This window comes from Sandarakinorhabdus sp. DWP1-3-1 (assembly GCF_049896705.1).
Classification (GTDB): Bacteria; Pseudomonadota; Alphaproteobacteria; order Sphingomonadales; family Sphingomonadaceae; genus Sandarakinorhabdus.
Map to the genome: position 1 here is coordinate 175,507 of NZ_JAFCUV010000002.1, position 21,531 is coordinate 197,037.

Sequence of the window (21,531 nt, forward strand, 5' to 3'; positions counted from 1 at the left end):
AACAGGGGTACCACGCAGATGACCGGCAGGCTGGCGGGCAAGGTGGCATTAATCTCGGGCGGCGCCGAGGGGCTGGGCGCGGCGACGGCGCGCGCCTTTGTGCGCGAAGGCGCCCGGGTCATGCTCGGCGACATCCAGCTCGACAAGGCCAAGGCGCTGGCGCGTGAACTGGGCGAGGCGGCCGATGCGATCCTGCTCGACGTGACACTTCCCGACAGCTGGGACGCCGCCGTCGAAGCCACGCTGCGCAGCTTCGGCAAGCTCAACATCCTCGTCAACAACGCCGGCATTTCCGAACCCGGTACCGTGTCGGAAGTGTCGAAGGACGCCTGGGCGCGGACCATGCGCATCAACCTCGACGGCGTCTTCCACGGCACCCAGGCGGCGCTGCCGGCGATGGTGGCGGCAGGCGAATCGGGGTCGATCGTCAACCTGTCCTCGATGCTGGCGCTGCGCCCCGGCGCGATCTTCGCCGCCTATTGCGCGTCCAAGGCCGCCGTCGCCATGCTGACCAAATGCACGGCGCTCGAATGCGCCGCAAAAGCCTGGCCGATCCGCGCCAACAGCGTCCACCCCGGCGCCATCGAGACGCCGATGCTCGAACGCTACCTCGCAATGAACCCCGAATTGAGCCGCGAACAGGCCTATGCCGGCTTTGCCGCCAGCCATCCGATGGGCCGCTGCGGCAAGCCCGAGGAAATCGCCGCCGCCTGCCTCTTCCTTGCGTCGGACGAGGCCAGCTTCACCACCGGCACCGAGCTCACCGTCGACGGCGGTGGCTTCATTCGGGAGCATTGACATGAGCGGCCCAATCCAGGCGCATTTCATCGCCGCCGGCAAATATCACGACATCGATTACGCCCGGCTCGAGCTGTTGAAACTCATGGCCGAGGAACCCCGCATCCGGGCGACCGTGGCGATGGACTATGCCAACACCGAACGCCTCGCCGCCTGCGACTTCCTCATCACCTATACCTGCGACGTGATGCCGGCGCCGGCCGAAGTCGCGGCGCTGAGGGCGTTTCTCGACCGGGGCGGCCGCTGGCTGGCGCTGCACGGCACCAATTCCATCCTGCGCTTCCTCGAATCCGGCGTGGTCGACGCCCCGAACGAGGCGCCCGAGGTGATGGAGATGCTCGGCACCCAGTTCGTCGCGCACCCGCCGATCGGGCCGTTCACCGTTGAGGTGCCCGACACCGGCGACCCGCTGACCCGCGGCATGAGCGATTTCGAGGTCGTCGACGAGCTCTACCTGTCGCGCACCACCGCCGAGATCGAGACGCTGATGCTGACCCGCTTCACCGGCGAGGCGACCGGCTTCACCGCCAGCCAGTGGCAGGATGCGGAGGTGCCGATCCTCTATCGCCGCACGCAGGGGCGCGGCGAAATTGTCTATTGCACGCTCGGCCATTGTCGCGGCCATTACGATGTCGCGGTGTTCACGCCGTTCTGGCCGCATCCCGAACGCTGCGCCTGGAATTATCCGATCTATCACGAACTGCTGCGGCGCTGCCTGAAATGGGCGTCCGGCGAACTGGAATAGCCTGTATGGACATGAGCTTCAACGCCGCCGACCTCAGCTTTCGCGACGAGGTGCGCGCGTTCCTGGCCGCCGAGCTGCCGCAGCACCTGCGCGACGGCATGAACGGCACGCCATCGGTGTTCGTCGAACCCGAGATCGGCCTCGAATGGCAGCGCATCCTGCACAGCAAGGGCTGGCTCGCCTATCAATGGCCGGTCGAACATGGCGGCACCGGCTGGACGCCCGTCCAGCGCTACATCTTCGAAAAGGAATGCGCCCTCGCCGATGCGCCGTCGCTGTCGGTGCTGGGGCTGAAACTCGTCGGCCCGGTCATCGCGCATTACGGCACGCCGGCGCAGAAATCGCGCTTCCTCGACCGCATCCTCACCGGCGAGGACCTGTGGTGCCAGGGCTATTCCGAGCCCGGCTCCGGCAGCGACCTTGCCAGCCTGAAGACGCGCGCGGTCCGCGACGGCGACAGATATATCGTCAACGGCACCAAGATCTGGACGACCCACGCCCATTACGCCGACTGGATGTTCTGCCTCGCCCGCACCGACCCCGATGTGAAACCCCAGGCCGGCATCTCCTTCCTGCTCATAAACATGAAGCAGCCGGGCATCACCATCCGGCCGATCATCGGCATGGCCGGCGACCACGAGGTCAACCAGGTCTTCCTCGACGACGTCGAGGCGCTGGTCGAAAACCGCATCGGCGAGGAGGGCCAGGGCTGGACCATCGCCAAGTTCCTGCTTGAAAACGAACGCGGCGGCAGCTGCGCCGCCCCGCGCCTGATCGCCGAGCTCGACCGCATGGAGCGGCTGTCGATGTCGCAACCCTCCGGCATCAACGGTGCCCTCGGCCATGACACCGAATTCGGCCGCCGCATGGCGCGGCTCAAGCTGGAGGCCGAGGCGCTCGAGATGACCGAATTGCGCGTCCTCGGCGAACTCGCGCAGGGTCGCAAGCCCGGGCCGCAGACCAGCCTCGTCAAGCTCGTCGCCTCCAGCCTGCGCCAGCATATCGACGAGCTGGCGGTCGAGATGTTCGGCTATGACGGGCTGCAGCTCGCCACCGAACGCCCGCTCTATGGCAATGAAAGCCCCGAGCCGATCGGATCGAAGCCGGCGCAACTCGCCATGCCGACCTATCTCAACAGCCGCGCCTGGACGATCTTCGGCGGCTCCAACGAGGTGCAGAAGAACATCATCGCCAAGACGGTGCTGGGCCTGTAGCCGACGCACTCCCCGCAATGGGGCAAGTCGTTTGTACCGTTCCTACATTTCCAAGGCCTGTGCGCTTTGCTACCGTCCTCGCCGGGGGGAACGATGGCGGGTGCCGACAACCAGTTCATTCGGCAATCGCTGTTCGCGCTCGTCGCGCTGCTGCTGATCGCGGCTGCTCCCGATCCCGCCATCCACGAGAACGTTCATCAGGGTGTCGTCAGCTGCGGCGGCAGTACCTGCCACGGCCGACAGGAAGCCACCGGCCCGCGGGTGCGCCAGAACGAGCTGCTGACCTGGCAGGACCCGGCCAGCCTCGCCGGCGCCCATGCCCGCGCCTGGAAGGTACTGCAGCAACCCCGCGCCCGTGCCATCGGCGCCCGGCTCGGCATCGCCGATGTCGCGCACAGCCCTGAATGCACCGCCTGCCATGGCGACCCGGCCCCGCGCCGCGGGCCGCAGTGGCGCCAGGCGGATGGCGTCGGCTGCGAGGCCTGTCACGGCGGTGCCGGAAGCACCAGCGCCGGCTGGCTCGCCAGCCACGCCGCGGTCGGCGCGACGCACACCGCCAATGTCGCGCGCGGCCTCTGGGCCATCGACCGCCCCGCCGTCCGCGCCAACCTCTGTCTCGACTGCCATTTCGGCTCGTCGAACACCGGCCAGTTCGTCGGCCACCGCATCATGGCCGCCGGCCACCCGCGCCTCGCCTTCGAGCTCGACCTGTTCACCAGCCTGCAATCGCACCACGACGAGGATGCCGACTATGCCGCCCGCAAGCCCGTCGCCGGCGGCGTCAGGGTCTGGGCGGTCGGCCAGGCCCTCGCCGTCGGCCGCGCGCTGGCGCTATACCCGGCACGGTCGGCCGGCAGCTTTCCCGAATTCACCTTCTTCGATTGCCGGTCGTGCCACCGGACCTTCAGCGACGACCCCGCCGTGCCGCTGCTGGCGCGCAGCAACCCCGGCCGGCCGATCCCGCCCGGCCAGCCGGTGTGGAACGATGAGAGCCTGATCACCCTGCAGGCCGCCGCCCGCGTCGCGGCGCCGGCGCTCGCCCGCCAGCTCGACAGCCGCTCGCGCGCCTTCCACGCCAGCCTCGCCGGTGACCGCGCCGGTGCCCTGCGCGCCGCCGCCGATCTCGGCCGCACTGCCGCCGCCCTCGCAGCAGCGTTCGAAACGAGCCGCTTCGACAAGGCGCAGACCCTCGCCATGCTCGATGCCGTGCTGGTCGGCAGCGCCGGCGCCTATACCGATTACCAGGGCGGCGCCCAGGCGGTGATGGCCGCCGACACCCTGTTGTCGGCGCTGGTCAGCGGCCGCCACATCGATCGCGCCGCCGCCGATGCCATTCGACCCGATCTCGATCGCGCCTATGCCGCGGCGCGCGACGCCAATCGCTGGCAGCCGGCCGTGTTCCGCAGCGCGCTGGCGGGTGTCGCCACCCGCGTCAGGGCGCTGCAGTGATCCCACGCGCCGCCACGCTGGGCCTGGTCCTGCTGCTCGTCGGTTGTGGCGGCGGCGGCACGCCGGCCGGCGGGTCCAGCGGCGGCAGTCCGGGCGGCACACCATCGACCCCGGCGCAACCCGCCAGCGTCTTTGCCCGCCCCGCCGCGGAGGCGCTGACCACCGCCGATGTCGAAACCGTGATCGCCCGCGCGGTAGCCGAGGCGCGGGCCCGCAACCGGCCGGGCGTGATCGCCGTCGTCGATCGCGTCGGCAATGTGCTGGCGGTGTTCAGCATGACCGGCGCGCCGGCCACCGCCAAGCTGCGCCCGGGCAGCCAGGGCAACACCGACCTGCAGGGCGTCACCGTGCCGGCGGCGCTGGCGGCGATCTCCAAGGCGCTGACCGGCGCCTATCTGTCGTCGGGCGGCAACGCGTTCTCCACCCGCACCGCCTCGATGATCGTCCAGCAGCATTTCCCGCCGTCCGCGAACAGCATCGGCCTTGAATCGGGGCCATTGTCGGGCGTGCAATTCTCGCAGCTGCCGTGTTCGGACCTCAACACGCGCGTCGGCACCGGCGCGCCGATGATCGGGCCGAAACGCGCGCCGCTGGGCCTCGCCGCCGATCCGGGCGGCTTTCCGCTCTACCGCAACGGCGCCGTCATCGGCGGCGTCGGCATCATGGCCGATGGCGATTACGGCTTCGACCCGGAGGTCGTCGACATCGACCGGGACGACGAGGAAGCCATCGCCATCGCCGCCAGCACAGGCTTCGAGGCACCCGAGGCGATCCGCGCCAACCGCATCTCTGTCGACGGCACCACGCTGCGCTATGCGGACATCGATGCCGCGGCGCTGAAATCGGTGCCCGCCTCCGCCCCCGGCTATGCCACGATCAGCGGCAGTGCCGGCACCCTGGCGCCGGTCGCAGGCTTCTTCGCCGGCAGCATCGTTGCCGGCAGCGCCTATGGCAGCGAGGCGAGCGGCATCCGCCCGGCCTCCGGCACCACCGAATTCAACCATCCCGACGCCTTTGTGCTCAGCGACGGCGCCGGCAACAACCGCTTCCCCGTCCGCGCCGGCACCGACGCTGCCGAGGCCGGCACGCCGCTCAGCGCCACCGAGGTCCGCACGCTGCTCGAGGAAGCCTTCAAGATCATGGCGCGCGCCCGCGCCCAGATCCGCCGGCCACTCGACAGCCGCGCCCAGGTATCGATCTCGGTCGTGGATACCCGCGGCGCGGCGCTGGGGATCGTGCGCTCCCCCGATGCCCCCGTCTTCGGGATCGATGTGGCGCTGCAAAAGGCGCGCAGCGTTGCGTTTTTCTCCGGCCGCTTCGCCGCGTCCGACCTGGCGGCCGCGACCCGCGCCGACGGCAGCCCCGACGCCAATGTGCGCGATTTCGGGCCGCGCATCACCGCCTTCACAGGCAGCGGCGACCTGCTGTCGGGCCGGATCGCCGTGTCGAACCGCGCCATCGGCAATCTCGCCCGCCCCTATTTTCCCGACGGCGAGGTGGCGCGACCCAACGGGCCGCTGTCCCGGCCCATATCGCAATTCTCGGCGTTTTCGACCGGGCTGCAATCGGCGCTGGTCACGCCCAGCCTGGTGCAGGTGCTCGGCGGCGGCAATCCGGCGCGCTGCACCTTCATCGCCGCCACCCCCGATGGCGGCAACCGGCTGGCCAACGGCCTGCAGATCTTCCCGGGCGGCGTGCCGGTCTATCGCGGCAGCACGCTCGTCGGCGCCGTCGGGGTGTCGGGCGACGGCATCGACCAGGACGACATGATCGCCTTCCTCGGCACCGCCAACGCCGGCATCCGCATCGGCGGCATCGGCCTGCCGCCCGCCAGCATCCGCAGCGACCAGGTCATCGTGCCGCTGGCCGGTACCGCCGGCGTGCGGCTGCGCTTCGTCGGCTGCCCGTTCGCGCCCTTCGTCGACACGGCCGAGCAAAATGCCTGCCAGGGGCTTTAGCTTGTCCGCCACCGCGCTGTTGCTGGCGGGGGCCGCCCCGGCCAATGCCGGCATGTTCTCGAAATATTTCGACTGCTATGACAGGCTCGAACCCGGCAAGGACCGCGCCGCCGCGCCCGAGGCAGGCGCGCCAACCGCCGATCCGGCGCTGGCGCCGCTGCGGGGTCGCCGCCTGCCGGGCCTCACCGATCCTCGCCTTGCCGCCCCCGTCACGCAAGTGAACCCCGGCGCGCTCGCTCCGCCGCAACCCGGCGATTTCCCGCGCGACCATATCGGCATCTCGGACCGCTGGCGGCTGGTCGAAACCCTCGGCCTCGTCAGGTCGCGCTGGCAGGACCCGTACACCCAGAACACGCTGAAGGGCGATCGCCCGCTGTGCGGCACCCATGACATCTTCCTCGAACTGTCCGCCGTCAGCGACACGGTCGCCGAACCGCGCAGCTTCCCCCAGCCGGTCGGCGTGCAGACCACCGAAAGACCGGGCAGCAACGATGTCTTCGGCCGCCAGCATTCGGCGGTGTTCGTGCAGACCTTCATCCTCGGCGCCGCACTGACCCGGGGCTCGACGGCGTTCAAGCCGCCCGAATGGGAGCTGCGCACCGCCATCGCCTTCCAGGTCAACCATGTCGATGTCGGCGAACGGCGCATCCTCGACGTGCGGCCGACGCGCCCCAGCTATCGCACCGATGCCTTCATCGGCGTGCAGGAACTCTTCTTCGACTATCACCTGCGCAACACGTCGGACCGCTATGATTTCGATTCGGTCCGCATCGGCATCCAGCCGTTTTCTTCGGACTTCCGCGGGTTCCTGTTCCAGGATAACCAGCTTGGCATCCGCGTCTTCGGCACCCGCGACAACAACCGCTTCCAGTACAATCTCGCCGCCTTCGCCCGGCTGGAAAAGGACACCAATTCCGGGCTGAACGCCATCACCCGCGCCATCCGCCGCGACTGGGTGTTCGCCGCCAACGTCTATCGCCAGGACCTGCCGGTGCCGGGGCTGACCTCGCAATTGAGCGTCATCTACAACCGCAACCGCGAACGCGACCGGGTAGAGGTCGACACCAACGGCTTCCCCGTGCGCCCGGCGCTGCTCGGCGACTTGCGGCCGCGCGAATATGACGTCGTTTATCTGGGCTACAACGCCGACGGCCACATTGGCCGGCTCAACCTGACCGCCAGCGCCACCGTCGCCCTCGGCGAGGACCGCAACAGCTTCTTCACCAGCCGGCCCGCGAAAATCCGCGCCTTTTTCCTCGCCGCCGAGCCGTCGCTGGACTTCGACTGGATCCGCATCCGCGCCTCGGGCCTGTACGCCTCGGGCGACTCCGACCCCTATGACGACCGCGAAACCGGCTTCGACGCGATCTTCGAGAACCCGCAGTTCGCCGGCGCCGACACCAGCTACTGGATCCGCCAGACCATCCCCTTCGCCGGCGGCGGCCGCGCCGTCGGGCTGAACGGCCGCAACGGCGTGCTCAACAGCCTCAGGTCGTCGAAAGAACAGGGCCAGAGCAATTTCGACAACCCCGGCACCATCCTCGCCGGCATCGGCGCCGATTTCGACCTGACGCCGCAACTGCGCATCGCCGCCAATGCCAACCAGCTGTGGTTCGCCACCACCGAGGTGCTGCAGGCGCTGCGCGTCGAGGGCTCCATCCCGCGCGGCATCGGCACCGACCTGTCGCTGGCGGCAACGCTGCGGCCGAAATTCAACCAGAACCTGGTGTTCCGCCTGTCGGGCGCGGTGCTGGCGCCGGCCGCCGGCTTCAAGGACCTGTTCGCCAATTCGCCGCGCGACAGCCGCTACTACAGCGTGTTGTTCAACGCCGTGCTGTCCTACTGATGGCCCGGCCCGCACTCTGGATCGCCGCCGCGCTGGCGCTGCTCGCAGCGGTCGCCCCCGCGTCCGAAGGCGAAAAGCCGGTGGCGCGCGACTATGCGCTGGTCACCACCCCGCCGGCACCGCGATCGCAGACGCAAGCCGCCGCCGATGCCAAGAGCATCGGCTGCCTGTCGTGCCACACCGCCAGCGACGAATGGACGATGCACGCGCCCAAGGCCGTCGTGCTCGGCTGCACCGATTGTCACGGCGGCAACACAGCGGTCGCAGCTCCGGCGGGGCTGGACAAGGCCGATCCCGCCTATGCCCGCTTCCGCGATCAGGCCCATGTGCTGCCGCGCTATCCGCAGGCCTGGCATTTCCCGTCATCGGCCAATCCGAAACGCAGCTACACCTTGCTCAACAAGGAAGCGCCCGAATTCATCCGCTTCGTCAATCCGTCGGACTATCGCGTCGCCCGCGACAGCTGCGGCGCCTGCCACCTGCCGGTCATCGAGGCCGCCGAACGCTCGTTGATGGCCACCGGCGCCATGCTGTTCGGCGGCGCCAGCTACAACAACGGCATCGCGCCGTACAAAAACTACATCTTCGGCGAAAGCTACACCCGGCGCGGCGCAGCGACCGGCATCCTGTCCCACCATGCCGACAGCATCGGCGCCGTCACCTTCTCCCCCGGCACATCCGGCCGCCCCGCCGGCGTCCTCACCGAGGCCGAGCGCAGCCGCGGCGCCCTGCCGTTCCTCGTGCCCCTGCCCGCCTGGCAGGTGCTGCCGCCCGGCGACATCTTCCGCGTCTTCGAACGCGGCGGCCGCAACATCAATCCGATCTTCCCCGAAATCGGCAACCCCGGCGCCACCGGGCTGTTCCAGCGGCTCGAAGAGCCCGGCCGCCCCGACATCCGCCAGTCCAACCGCGGCCCCGGCACGGGCCTCCGCGTCGCCGTCCCCGTCATCAACATCCACAAGACCCGGCTCAACGACCCCTTCACCTGGTTCATGGGCACCAACGACCAGCCCGGCGATTATCGCACCTCGGGCTGCGCGTCCTGCCACGTCGTCTATGCCAACGACCGCGACCCGGTGCATTCGAGTACCTATGCCGCCGCCGGCCGCGACGGCACCACCCAGACCGCCGACCCCACCATCCCCCGCGGCGAACCCGGCCACCCGATCCGCCACGCCTTCACCCGCGCCATCCCCAGCGCGCAATGCATGAACTGCCACATGCACCAGCCCAACATGTTCCTGAACAGCTATTACGGCACCACCATGTGGGATTACGAGGCCGACGCCCCCCGCATGTGGCCCGCGAAACAACGCCACCCCACCGCCGCCGAAACCCGCGAAATCAACGAGCGCAACCCCGAAGCTGCCGCCGCCCGCGGGCTGTGGGCCGACCCCGAGTTCCTGCGCACTGTCGCCGACCGCAACCCCGCCAACACCGACACGCAATTCGCCGACTATCACGGCCATGGCTGGAACTTCCGCGCCGTCTACAAGCGCGATCGCGAGGGCAACCTCCTCGACGCCGGCGGCAACATGGCGACATACGGCACCGACACCGCCCATATCATCGCCAACAACGACCCCCAGAAATGGCGCCGCGCCGGCGTCGCGCAATTCCCGCAACCCGCCGCCACGCCGGGCGCCGCAAATGGTGGTGCACAGGGTGGCAAGGCCGTCCACATGATGTCCATCCATGCCGAGGTCGGCATGCAATGCGCCGATTGCCATTTCGCCCAGGACGGCCATGACAACGGCTATATCCATGGCGAGGTCGCCAACGCCGTCGAGGTCTCGTGCAAGGATTGCCACGGCACCGCCGACGCCTACCCGAGCCTGAAAACCTCCAACGTCAACGCTCGCCCCGGCGGCACCGATCTCACCCTCATCCGCAACCCCGATGGCCGCCCGCGCTTCGAATGGGTCACCCAAAATGGCCGCGAGGTCCTGCTGCAACGCTCCGCCAGCGACCCGAAACTCGAATGGCGCATCCACCTGACCAGGGATTCCGTCACCCGCGGCAACCCCGATTTCAACGAAAAGGCCGCCCGCGCCAAGCTGATCAGCCGCACCGATTACCGCAGCTTCGGCCCCGGCGTGCCCGCCGCCGATCGCGCCCATGGCGACGACAACATGGCCTGCTACACCTGCCACCTGTCGTGGACGACGAGCTGCGGCGGCTGCCACCTGCCCATCGAGGCCAACTGGAAATCCCCGACGCAGAAATACGAGGACCAGGAAACCCGCAACTTCGCGACCTACAATCCCCAGGTCGCCCGCGACGACATGTTCCAGTTGGGCCGCCACCAGACCACCAAGGGCAACATCATCGCCCCCGTTCGCTCCTCCTCGGCGCTGATGCTGAGCAGCACCAACATCAACCGTGAACGCATCTATGTGCAGCAGCCGCCGATCTCCGCCGCCGGCTATTCGTCCCAGGCCTTTGCCCCCCATTACCCGCACACCGAACGGCGGGAGGAAACCAAGACCTGCACCGATTGCCACCTCGCCAAATCCGGCGACAACAACGCCATCATGGCCCAGCTGCTGCTGACCGGCACCAATTTCGTCAATTTCATCGGCGCGCAAGCTTGGGTAGGAACCGGGGTCGGCCTCGACGGCGGGATCGAGGCCGTGCGCGTCACCGAATACAGCGAACCCCAGGCCGTGTTCGGCTCCTACCTGCAGAAATACGCCTATCCCGATTACTGGCGCCAGCACGTCGAGCGCAACGGCCGCGAACTCATCGACTGGGTCCGCGGCAAGATCTTCGACAGACAAGCTTCGGGCGAAACCGACCCCAGCGAGTCCATCGGCAACGTCCGCCAGCGCGCCGGCGGCGCCGCCCGCTGCCTCCAGGCCCGCGGTGAATATCTGTACGTTGCAGAAGGCAAAGGCGGCTTCCGCGCCTATGACATCGCCAGCATCGCCAACAAGGGCGTGTCGGACAAGATCGTCACCGCCCCCTTCTCGCCATTGGGCCAGAACACCCGCATCGCGTCGAAGAACGCCACCTGCATGGCGCTGGCAACGACTCAGCCGATCGCCGTCGGCCGCAACGACCGCATGATCGCCGAACAGGCGCAACGCGCCGCCGGCAAGATCCCCGCCGATCCCTTGGGCGGCATGAACCAGGAACAGGCGATGCACCCCCTCTATCGCTACGCCGTCATCACCGATGCGGAGGAAGGCCTGATCCTCACCGACATCGACACGCTGAACGATGGGGAGCCGCGCAACAATTTCCTGAAGCGCGCCCGCGTCGCAGACAACGATAGCGCCTGGAATCCCGATAGCGTCCTCACCGGCGCCCGCCACATCACGCTGGCCGGCCATTTCGCCTATGTCGCCACCCCCCGCGCGCTGGTCGTCGTCGATCTCGACGATCCCCTCCACCCGCGCCTCGCCGCCAGCGTCGCCATGGCCGATCCCCGCGCCTCCGCCCTGCAATTCCGCTATCTGTGGGTGACGACCGCCCGCGGCCTCGAAGTGCTCGATGTGACCCGGCTCGACCGGCCGCGGCCCATCCCCGCCGCCACCGTGCCGATCGCCGACGCCCGCCGCGTCTATGTCGCCCGCACCTATGCCTATGTCGCCGCCAAGCGTGACGGCCTGGTCATCATCGACGTCAAGCGCCCCACCGCCCCCACCATCTACCAGCGCTACACCGCCGACGGAAAACTGAACGATGCGGAGGATGTCGTCATCGGCAGCACCAACGCGTCTCTGTTCGCCTATGTCGCCGATGGCGCGAACGGCATGAAGGTCCTCCAGCTCATGTCCCCCGCCAGCCAGCCCAACTTCTACGGCTTTTCCCCCAAACCCATGCCCGAACTCATCGCCTGGGCGCGGACCAGACAGCCGGCGCTGGCCATGTCCAAGGGCCTGGACCGCGACCGCGCCGTCGACGAAACCGGCCACCAGATCGCCGTCATGGGCCGCCTCGGCTCCCGCCCCTTCACCCGCCCCGAAATGGAAAAACTCTTCATCGGCGCCAACGGCGAACCCTGGTTCGTCGAAGACCGCGTCAACATGGCGGACTGGTCCCCGCGGCGGTGATGTTTGGGGTAGGGAAGGGCCTCCGGCGGCTGGGGCCTTAGGCCCCAGACCCAAGTCGACATTATGCAAAGCTGCCCCTTAGACGGCTACAGTCTCGTCGTCGTCCGCTTCTGTCCGATTCATCTTCATTGCTTTGCCTAGCGTTCTGCGAGCGTCTTGAAGGGACTCGTAATAGTTATCGGCAGCAAGACTAAGGCTCTCTGGCTCGAGAGCCTTCGCCATCGCCCCCTCGTCCCACTCCTTGTTAATGCGCTTTGCCAGTGCGAAAACTACGGCGAGACCAACTCGGTTGATCATTGAATTGCGAGACAGTCCTCGAGCCATTTGCTGCATGAGCTCGGGATCTGGCGCTTGTGAATACTCTCGCCCAAGCTGCTCATGCATGAGCGGCACGGCCGGATAGGTCATATTTATAAATAGCTCCCCTGATCCGGCATAGTAGCGTGCGGCCCTGCCCACGATCTGTTTCTCCTCAATATCAGCGGCGTCATCTAATGGAATCAGCCTCGGCGCCCGCTCAAGATTCTGAGCCATTCGTGCCATCTGAGCTCCGGTTTGAACCACCGTCAGGTCATCAGGCTTGTGCTGTCCGCGGTTGCCGCCGCCGCCCCGCCCTGAGCCACCATCCGATGCGGCTCGGCCTGTACCTTGTTCCACGTCAAGATCTCCCTCGCTATGCACACGAGGAGTAATCGCCCGAATTCTAAGTCTGTTGAGCAGATCTTGAAGGCGGGACCGAATTTCATCACTTGAATCACCGGAATTAGGAGCCATCGAATGGATCAGATCAATCATCCACTCGGGTCGGTTCTCCAAGACCTGCAAAGCAAATTGCTTTGCTTCAACTTGGTCTTGCTCACCATTCCCGTAACGAAGAAATTGTCGATATCCTTCCGGCAGCACCGGATAATGGTCAGGAAGTTCGATGTGAATGGAAATGTGACGAGCCCCGAACGGGATGCCAAAGGTGGGAGCGTCAATTGTCCAAGAACGGCCGTTGAGCACACTGTACATTTCTCCCTGAAACACCACCGCACAAGTGCTTAGATCAGAAGCTATGGAGCCGCTGACCGACCGATTGTGTCCAGAACCACTCATAGCTTCGTCATAAATATAGTGAATTTTAATTCCGCTGCCGAGTTCTATCGTTTCATGCTGTGAAAAAACCCCCTTTTCGCGGCGCATCGATATTGTTTCGAAGCGACGTGATCCAGACTTACGTGCATGAGTACCCTCCATCAGCCTTACTTCGACGTTTTCAGGCAGTCTGTAGAAGCGGTGATAGAGGTACGTTGCCAACCAAAAAATCTTCTGCGGCGGATCTGAATCGTACGGGTCTACTACCGTGTTCTGTTCAGCGCTGTTGCCAAGCAGGACAACCTCGGTCCAATCTTGCTCCAACGAATGGCCACCTTCGGCGGTCAAGGTCTGTGTAACGTCTATGACGTCTCCCAAAGTTGCCCCGGTCGAGTCAAAGCGTCTCAGGCGGCCATACACACCGTCCCGTTCGCAAAGAATTGTTTCATGAACGCGTCCAGATTTGCATGAACGATACCGAATTCCGCGTCGATTGGACGGTAGAGAGGCAACTTTAGCTCCCATTCCAAAGTTTTTGTCGAGCCCCTTAACTTTGCCAATCGACGCCGCAAGATTGGTCATCCGTCCCAGTTCTTCATCGTCCATACCTGGACCGTTGTTCCAAATCGCCAGCTTTGGGGCGCTTTCAATGGAAACTGAGAAGATAACCCGCCCATCGGCTGCTTGTTGGGCCGACTCCAAGGCGTTTTTGAACAACTCCCTGATCATCATAACTTTAGGACAACGGTCGATGGTACTGCGGACCAGAAAATCCTGATCGTCAACCCGAAGCGCAGAAACCGCACTGTCTTGTAACATGTCAGATCTCACAGGCTAAAGCGGTCACGCCGGCGAGCGCTTGGTGTCTCAAAGCGCGCTTCCACTTTGGAAATCTCATCCCGGAGCGCCTTAATGATCTTGCGAACTTCGCCACTATCCCACTCATAGAGCTGCTTATTCGATAAGTTTCCTATCCTTTCAATCGCTTCGAGCGCCTTGTCCGTCCGATTTGATGCTAATTCCCGAAACTTATCTCGTTTCTTGCCGGCAACTTCCATCGTTTGGCTCCAGATTGTCGTTACGCTGATTCGCTTTATTCATACCAGCAGTGCAGTATCCGCGCAATACTGCGCGGCTCTTCCTGGCGTCCACAGCGCACAGTATCGAGCGTATATGCATGTGGAATTTTGATCGTGGACACGGAAGGCTTGCGCATATTGCGGGTGCAATTGGGCAAGGCCGTAGCAATTGGTGCCAGTGCAGTTCAAAAGCTCTTGCAGAATACATCCATATAGGTTATATGCGTCCCTATGGATACACAGCCCGACATCGACCCCGCCATGCTCGCCCGCCTCCATGCCCGCAGTCGAGCGCGGGAGGAGGGGTGGACGCCCGATGTCATGGAGATGTTCATCATCCACCTGATCGAGACCGGCAGTGTGCGGCGGGCGGCGCGCAACGTCGATCGCCATGTCACCACGGCCTATCGCCTGCGCGCGAAGGAGCCGGCCTTTGCCGCGGCCTGGGATGCGGCGCGGCGCATGGCCTATGCCCGGTTGCGTGACGAGGCCATGGAGCGCGCGCTCGAGGGCACGCTGCAGCAGGTGTGGAAGGACGGCGGGCTGATCGGCATGAAGCGGGTGTACAACGACCGGCTGCTGATGAACCTGCTCAACCATCTGCGCCATGAAGCCGACCCCAAGGCCGCCAAGCTCCGCAGCGTCGACGACATCGAGGACAAGCGCAGCGACGCCATCGCCGGCCACATGGACGCGCTCGCCCTGCTGCCGCCGCCCCCGCCGCCACGGGCTCCGCGCCCGCCGCGCCTGCGCCCGGCAAACGGGCGGATTGTCACCACCGTCAATGGTGTAGCCTTAGTGTAGCCTTAAGCGTGACAACGTTGATATTGTTGAGGTAATTCGCCTGCAATATCCAACGGCTTGACTACCGGTTCTGCCCGCCGCCGTCCAGCACGGCCCGCACCTTCGACGCCAGTTGCGCGATGGTGAATGGCTTGGGCAGGAACGCCACGCCGGCGTCGAGCATGCCGTTATGCACCACCGCATTGCGGGTATAGCCGGTGGTGAACACGACCTTCAGATCGGGGCACAGTTGCAGCGCCTCGTCGGCCAGCTTGCGCCCCGACATGTCGGGCATCACGACATCGGTGAACAGCAGCGTGATGCCCGGATTGTCGCGCAGCATGGCCAGCGCCTCCAGCGGCCCGGCGGCGGACAGCACGGTATAGCCCAGTTCCGACAGCGCCTCCGACGACAGCTCGCGCATGCGGGCCTCGTCCTCCACCACCAGCACGACCTCCTCGCGGCGGCCCGGCGGCATGGCATCGGGCGTCATCACCGCCCCGGGCACGATCGCGGCCCCCATGTAGCGGGGCAGGTACAGCTTGATCGTCGTGCCCTGCCCGGGCTCCGAATAGATGGCGACGTGCCCGCCCGATTGCTTGACGAAACCGAACACCTGCGACAGGCCAAGCCCCGTGCCCTTTCCAACCTCCTTGGTTGTAAAAAACGGGTCGAAGGCGCGCGCGACGACCTCGGGCGGCATGCCGGCGCCGGTATCCGACACGCAGATCAGCACATATTGCCCGGGCTCCACCTCCGCCCGGGTGCGCGCATAATCCTCATCGAGGTGCGCGTTCATCGTCTCGATGGTCAGCTTGCCGCCATCCTGCTCCGCCATCGCGTCGCGAGCATTGACGGCAAGGTTGAGCAGCGCGCTTTCCAGCTGCGGCTGGTCGACAAAGGTCGGCCACAGCCCGCCGGCGAGCACCGTTTCGACATGGATCTGCTCGCCCAGCGTGCGGATCAGCAGTTCCGACATGCCCGACACCAGCCGGTTGACCTCCACCGCCACCGGCGCCAGCGGCTGCTGCCGTGAAAACGCCAGCAGCCGCGCCGTCAGCACCGCCGCCCGCTCGGCGCCCTCGCGCGCCGCGGCGATGGATTTCTTCACCCGGGCGGGATCGGAAAAGCGCCGGATGGCCAGATCGAGGCTGCCGATGATGATGGCGAGCATATTGTTGAAATCATGCGCGATGCCGCCGGTCAGCTGGCCGACCGATTCCATCTTCTGCATCTGCCGCACCTGGCCTTCGGCGGCTTCCCGGCGGCGGACCTCCTCGATCACCTGCTCACGCGCCTGTACGGCTGCGTCGCGCGCGGCCACCGCCTCCACGATCCGCGCGCGCGCATCGCGAACCAGGTAGATGGCGGTGACGACGATCGCCAGGATGGCGAGCACCAGGCCCAGGATGACAAGCTCCGACAGGCGCTGCACCATGGCCTGGCGCTGGCCGAGCAGCCGATCCTCTTCCGCGGTGACCAGCGCCGCCTTGGCCTCGATCAACCGCGTCAGGTCGCGGCCCCGCTCGCTGCGGAACTGGGCGAGGGCCGCGTCGAGCTGCCCCTGCTTTTGTGCGGCGACCCAGCGATCACCCAGCTCGATCTTTTCGGCGAGCGGCTGTTTCAGGTCCTCGACATGCCGACGCTGGGCCGGGTTGTCGGCGGTCTCCATCTGCAGCGTCGCCATCCCGTCCTGCAGGTCGCGCCGCGCCCGGTCCATGTCGGACAGCAGCGACGGCAGCGGCCGGATCAGATAGCCGCGATAGGCCGATTCATATTGCGACAGCGACTTTTCGAACCTGGCAACGCCCAGCTGCACGCTGATCGAATGGCTGACCCAGCGGCCGGCGTCGCGCTGTGCCTGGGTCAGCCAGATGCCGACGATGGCGGCGGTGACGACGACGGCGGGACCGATCACGATCGAGCGCAAGGCGATACGGTTGCTGCGTTCGGGCACGTCATTCCCCCGGTATTCGACCTCGCCGCCCGGCCCGGGAACGGCTGTAAACTGAAGACGCGGCAAACTATGGGGTTTCAGGATATTTGCAAGTTGCGCCCCGCGACGAAGCCGCGCGTTGACCCGCGCCTGCCCGGCAGCGACAGCGGGGGATGACCTGCCTTGTCCCTCTGCTCGGTGACCAGCTCTCGCCCGGCCTCGCCGCGCTGCGCGAAGCCGACAAGGCCGACACGATCGTCCTGATGATGGAGGTCGCGGCCGAGGCAAGCTATGTGCCGCACCACCGCAAGAAGATCGCGTTCCTGTTCAGCGCGATGCGGCACTTCGCTGCCGAACTGCGCGATGCCGGCTGGACGGTCGACTATGTGGCGCTCGACGACCTCGCCAACGGCCAGGATTTCGACAGCGAGGTCGTCCGCGCCGTCGCCCGGCATGGCGCCACCAGCATCGTCACGGTGGAGGCCGGCGAGTGGCGGGTGATCGATGCCCAGCAGCGCTGGGGCGCGCTGACCGGGCTGCCCTGCACGATCCTGCCCGACGATCGCTTCCTGTTCAGCCGCACCGATTTCGCCGACTGGGCGCACAACCGCAAGCGACTGGTGATGGAGGATTTCTACCGGCTGATGCGGCGTCACACCGGCATCCTGATGGACGGCATCGCGCCGGCCGGCGGGCAGTGGAACTTCGACATCGAGAATCGCAAGCCACCCAGGAAAGGCATGACCTATCCGCCGCTGCCGGCCTTTGCCCCCGATGCGATCACCGCGGCGGTGCTGGACCTGGTCGCGGCGCGCTTCGGCAACAACTTCGGTGAGCTGCTGCCGTTCTCGCATGCTGTCACCCGGGACCAGGCGCTGGTCGCGCTCGACGACTTCATCCGGCACCGGCTGCCGCGCTTCGGCGATTACCAGGATGCCATGGTTGCCGGCGAGGATCATCTGTTTCACAGCCAGCTGTCGTCGGCGATGAACTGCGGGCTGCTGTTGCCGCTGGAGGTCTGCCAGGCGGCCGAGGCGGCGTACCGCGCCGGCACCGTGCCGATCAATGCGGTGGAGGGATTCATCCGGCAGATCCTCGGCTGGCGCGAATATGTCCGCGGCATCCACTGGATCGCGGGGCCGGACTACACGGCGCGCAATCACTTCGGGGCAACGCGCGACCTGCCGGCCTTCTACTGGACCGGCGAGACCGACATGCGCTGCCTGGCCGAATCGGTCGGCGCCACCAGCCGCCATGCCCATGCCCATCATATCCAGCGGCTGATGGTGCTGGGCAATTTCGCCATGCTGATCGGCACCGACCCGGTGCAGATCCATGTCTGGTTCCTCGCCGTCTATGACGACGCCTATGAATGGGTGGAGGCGCCCAACGTCATCGGCATGAGCCAATTCGCCGACGGCGGCCTGATGGGATCGAAGCCCTATGCCGGCGGCGGCGCCTACATCAACCGCATGTCCGATTATTGCGGGCGCTGCCGGTACAATGTGAAGCAGCGCACCGGCCCCGACGCCTGCCCGTTCAACAGCCTGTACTGGGATTTCCTGGCGCGGCACCGCGACACGCTGGGGCGCAACAACCGGCTGCTGCGCATGTACGACGGCTGGGACCGTTTCGACGCCGCCGAGCAGGGGGCGATCCGGGCGCAGGCGGCAGAGTTCATGGCGGCGCTGCCGGGGAAGGCGGAAGGGTATTAGGTGGTGTCGTGCCATCCCGGCGAAGGCCGGGATGGCCGTAGCAATGATGACACTCCCACCAAATCCGCTACACCCGGCGCAATGGCTGCTGTCACCCGCCTGTCGTTGACCGATTTCCGTTCCTATGCCGGCGCCGAGATCGGCGCCGCGCCGGGCGCGGTCGTCATCACCGGCGACAATGGCGCGGGCAAGACCAACATCCTCGATGCGCTGTCGTTGTTGGGGCCGGGGCGGGGCCTGCGCGGCGCGGCATTGTCCGACGCGGCCCGGGTCGCCGGCGCTGGCGGCTGGAGCATCGCCGCAACGCTCGTCGCGCCCGGCGGCAATATCGAGATCGGCACCGGTATCAGCCCTCAGGCGCCGGAGCGCCGGATCGTCCGCATCAACGGCGCCGCCGGCACCGCGACGGCGATCGGCGAATGGCTGGCGCTGGTCTGGTTGACACCGGCGATGGACCGCATCTTTGCCGACACACCGGCCGCCCGCCGGCGCTTTCTCGATCGGCTGGTGTTGGCGCTCCACCCCGGCCACGCCCATGAAAGCGTCCGCTACGAAGCGGCGATGCGCGCCCGAACGCGGCTGTTGACGGCGGAAACGCCGGCCGATCCGCACTGGCTGGCGGCGCTGGAACTCGCGATGGCCGAACATGGCGCTGCGGTGGCGGCGGCGCGCGCCGACACGCTGGCAGCGCTTGCCGTGCAGCTGACGGCGGCGCCGCCGGGGCCGTTCGCACGGCCGCTGATCGCCATCGGCGGCGGCGAGATCGACGCGGATTTCACCCGCACCCTGGCGCGCGGCCGCGCCGCCGACGCCACCGCAGGGCGGGCACTGGCGGGGCCGCATCGCAGCGACATGATCGTCACCCATGCCATCAAGGGCGACCCGGCGGCGCGGGGATCGACCGGCGAGCAAAAGGCGTTGCTGGTGGCGATCGTCCTCGCCCACGCCGAGCTGGTGGCGGCGCGCACGGGCCAGCCGCCGCTGCTGCTGCTCGACGAGATCGCCGCTCATCTCGACGCCAGCCGCCGTGCCGCGCTGTTCGGCCGGCTGGCGGAGACCGGGTCGCAGGTCTGGATGACCGGCACCGATCCGGCGCTGTTCGAGGCCGTCGACCCATCGGCAACGCGATTGCAGGTCGAAGCCGGGACTGTCGTTTCGGCCTAGGCACTGTCGCCAAAGCCGGGCAGAGCGAACGCGTGCTTCGCCCCTCCACCCATGCCGCGCTGGCGCTGTTCCTGGCTGCCGTCTGGTCGGCGCTGGCGCTCGGCATCCTCCACGCCGCGGGTCCGGTGTGGAGCCTCTATCCGCCGGCGACCTGCCTCGGCACCCACTGCTTCTGCGAGTTGCCGCGCACCGGCGCGCTGCTGCTGCAACCGGCCAACACGGTGTCGAGCCTCGGGTTCGTCATCGTCGGTGCCTGGATCATGCTCGACGCGGTCAACGCCCACCGGCGCGCACTCGGGGTCGCCGCGACTTTGCTGATGGGCCTGTGCGCGATCATCATCGGCGTCGGCAGCGTGCTGCTGCATGCGACGCTGACGTTATGGGGCCAGTTCGCCGATGTCGTCGGCATGTATCTGTTCGGCAGCTTCCTCATTGTCTGGGCATTGCGACGCGGGATCGGCTGGTCGGACGCCGTGTGGGCCGCGTCGTATGTCGCCCTCGCTGGCCTTTGCATACTGCTGTTGTGGATCGCGCCCGAGACACGGCGCTGGCTGTTCGCGATCATCCTCGTCGCGGCCATCGCTTTGGAATGGTGGCTGGCCAGGCCACACCGGCAGGGCGTGGCGCCGGCGCTGTTCCTCGTCGGGCTGCTCGCCAACACCGTCGCCTTTGCGCTCTGGATCCTCGATCAAGCCCTCATTGTCTGCGCCGCCGACAGTTGGTGGCAGGGCCATGCCGCCTGGCACCTGCTCGGCGCCGTCGCGGTGGGCTGCAGCTTTGCCTATCTGCGCGGCGAGGACATCATGCCTGCCTGATCAGGGCTTGCCGGTCACCGGCCGGCTGTCGCTGCCCTGCACGCGGTCGCCCGGTTCCAGCGCCTCGCCCTCCAGGTCGTGATTGCCCACATCGCGCTCGATGCTGGCATCGAAATCGGCCCGGGCCTTGCCGCCCTGCTGGCTGGGATGATCGCGATAGCTTGCGGCATCGTCGTCGGGGGCATCGCGGCGGCTGGCGGCATGATGGTCGTCGCCGCTGTCGCTATCGGCGCCGGCCTGGCCGCCGCCGTAATAGCCCTGCTCGGACTGGCCGCCACGGATCGGCTTGTCCTTCCCCGTCCCGGTGCCATGCGCATTGGCATAGGCGCCGCCGCCGGACTGGCCGCCGGCAAAGCTGCCACCATATTGGTCCGGCCCGGCGCCAGAGCGAATGCCCATGACATTGTCCCGATCCTCATCCTCGTCCTGCGCCTTGTCCTTCGGTTGCTCCGCCATGTCCGTCTCCACCATTATCTTCCTGTCACTCAACGGCACGGCGACGGCACGGGTTCCGGAACTGGTGGTATGTGTCGATCGTTGCTGGTCCGAAGGAGTCCAGTGATGATCGACGACGACAACAAGCGGCTCGAGGACGAAACCCCGATCGACGTTTCACCCGAGGACGAGACTCCCGATGCGGATCGGCCGCTGGCGAGCGACGTTGCCGGTATCCCCAAAGTCCGGTCGGCAGGCCCCGACGCGATGACCGAGAAGGGGGACGATCCCGCCGAGGACTGGGACGAAGTCGACCAGGCCGTCGACGAGAGCTTTCCTGCCAGCGATCCACCGGGGCAAGGTGTTGGCTGACGCCAACCGCTGAACGACGATCTCGTTTCGCCTGCGGTTTCAACCGTGGACTCGTCGCATTTCGCCCCCTTCCATAGCAATTTTACT

16 protein-coding genes are annotated in these 21,531 nt (G+C 66.7%); 12 read left to right on the forward strand and 4 right to left on the reverse strand.

What is annotated here, in order from left to right:
* Positions 1 to 18: 18 nt before the first annotated feature.
* The 7 genes from ACP7AI_RS10220 to ACP7AI_RS10250 all read left to right on the forward strand — a co-directional run bounded on the left by ACP7AI_RS10220 (position 19) and on the right by ACP7AI_RS10250 (position 12,068).
* On the forward strand, positions 19 to 798 hold the full coding sequence (locus tag ACP7AI_RS10220) for a glucose 1-dehydrogenase (protein WP_426166972.1): 780 nt from the start codon (positions 19 to 21) through the stop codon (positions 796 to 798).
* Position 799: 1 nt separating this feature from the next.
* Positions 800 to 1,543: a ThuA domain-containing protein gene (locus ACP7AI_RS10225; protein WP_426166974.1), complete on the forward strand. Its 744-nt coding sequence runs from the start codon at positions 800 to 802 to the stop codon at positions 1,541 to 1,543.
* Between the two features lie 5 nt (positions 1,544 to 1,548).
* Positions 1,549 to 2,757, forward strand: coding sequence for an acyl-CoA dehydrogenase family protein (locus ACP7AI_RS10230; RefSeq protein ID WP_426166976.1), 1,209 nt, complete (start codon positions 1,549 to 1,551; stop codon positions 2,755 to 2,757).
* A gap of 93 nt (positions 2,758 to 2,850) precedes the next feature.
* Entirely contained in the window at positions 2,851 to 4,206 is a 1,356-nt protein-coding gene (locus ACP7AI_RS10235) for a multiheme c-type cytochrome (protein ID WP_426166978.1), read from the forward strand.
* Positions 4,203 to 6,164, forward strand: a complete 1,962-nt coding sequence (locus ACP7AI_RS10240; RefSeq protein WP_426166980.1) for a heme-binding protein — start codon at positions 4,203 to 4,205, stop codon at positions 6,162 to 6,164. Before ACP7AI_RS10235 ends, ACP7AI_RS10240 begins: the two co-directional genes overlap by 4 nt.
* Before the next feature lie 52 nt (positions 6,165 to 6,216).
* A complete protein-coding gene (locus ACP7AI_RS10245) occupies positions 6,217 to 8,010 on the forward strand; it encodes a hypothetical protein (RefSeq protein WP_426168294.1) in 1,794 nt (597 codons plus the stop codon).
* Positions 8,010 to 12,068, forward strand: coding sequence for a multiheme c-type cytochrome (locus ACP7AI_RS10250; RefSeq protein WP_426166981.1), 4,059 nt, complete (start codon positions 8,010 to 8,012; stop codon positions 12,066 to 12,068). Before ACP7AI_RS10245 ends, ACP7AI_RS10250 begins: the two co-directional genes overlap by 1 nt.
* Before the next feature lie 78 nt (positions 12,069 to 12,146).
* Here the strand turns inward: ACP7AI_RS10250 and ACP7AI_RS10255 are convergent, their stop codons facing one another.
* On the reverse strand, positions 12,147 to 13,964 hold the full coding sequence (locus ACP7AI_RS10255) for an ATP-binding protein (RefSeq protein ID WP_426166983.1): 1,818 nt from the start codon (positions 13,962 to 13,964) through the stop codon (positions 12,147 to 12,149).
* An 8-nt stretch (positions 13,965 to 13,972) separates the two neighbouring features.
* A complete protein-coding gene (locus ACP7AI_RS10260; protein ID WP_426166985.1) occupies positions 13,973 to 14,203 on the reverse strand; it encodes a hypothetical protein in 231 nt (76 codons plus the stop codon).
* 252 nt (positions 14,204 to 14,455) lie between these two features.
* On the opposite strand from ACP7AI_RS10260, the gene ACP7AI_RS10265 reads away from it, so the two are divergent.
* Entirely contained in the window at positions 14,456 to 15,028 is a 573-nt protein-coding gene (locus ACP7AI_RS10265) for a hypothetical protein (protein WP_426166987.1), read from the forward strand.
* Positions 15,029 to 15,089: 61 nt separating this feature from the next.
* Here ACP7AI_RS10265 and ACP7AI_RS10270 read toward each other — a convergent pair whose 3' ends face one another.
* Entirely contained in the window at positions 15,090 to 16,964 is a 1,875-nt protein-coding gene (locus ACP7AI_RS10270; protein WP_426166988.1) for a CHASE3 domain-containing protein, read from the reverse strand.
* A gap of 152 nt (positions 16,965 to 17,116) precedes the next feature.
* On the opposite strand from ACP7AI_RS10270, the gene ACP7AI_RS10275 reads away from it, so the two are divergent.
* From ACP7AI_RS10275 to ACP7AI_RS10285, 3 genes are all read left to right on the forward strand, one after another.
* Positions 17,117 to 18,658 (forward strand): cryptochrome/photolyase family protein, encoded by a 1,542-nt coding sequence (locus tag ACP7AI_RS10275; protein WP_426166990.1) that lies wholly within the window; start codon positions 17,117 to 17,119, stop codon positions 18,656 to 18,658.
* Positions 18,659 to 18,739: 81 nt separating this feature from the next.
* Positions 18,740 to 19,822: a DNA replication/repair protein RecF gene (gene recF, locus ACP7AI_RS10280; RefSeq protein ID WP_426166992.1), complete on the forward strand. Its 1,083-nt coding sequence runs from the start codon at positions 18,740 to 18,742 to the stop codon at positions 19,820 to 19,822.
* Positions 19,823 to 19,854: 32 nt separating this feature from the next.
* Positions 19,855 to 20,637, forward strand: a complete 783-nt coding sequence (locus ACP7AI_RS10285; RefSeq protein ID WP_426166993.1) for a ceramidase domain-containing protein — start codon at positions 19,855 to 19,857, stop codon at positions 20,635 to 20,637.
* Here the strand turns inward: ACP7AI_RS10285 and ACP7AI_RS10290 are convergent, their stop codons facing one another.
* Positions 20,638 to 21,093 (reverse strand): hypothetical protein, encoded by a 456-nt coding sequence (locus ACP7AI_RS10290; RefSeq protein WP_426166995.1) that lies wholly within the window; start codon positions 21,091 to 21,093, stop codon positions 20,638 to 20,640.
* Between the two features lie 105 nt (positions 21,094 to 21,198).
* On the opposite strand from ACP7AI_RS10290, the gene ACP7AI_RS10295 reads away from it, so the two are divergent.
* Positions 21,199 to 21,444 (forward strand): hypothetical protein, encoded by a 246-nt coding sequence (locus ACP7AI_RS10295; protein WP_426166997.1) that lies wholly within the window; start codon positions 21,199 to 21,201, stop codon positions 21,442 to 21,444.
* The last annotated feature ends 87 nt before the right edge of the window (positions 21,445 to 21,531 follow it).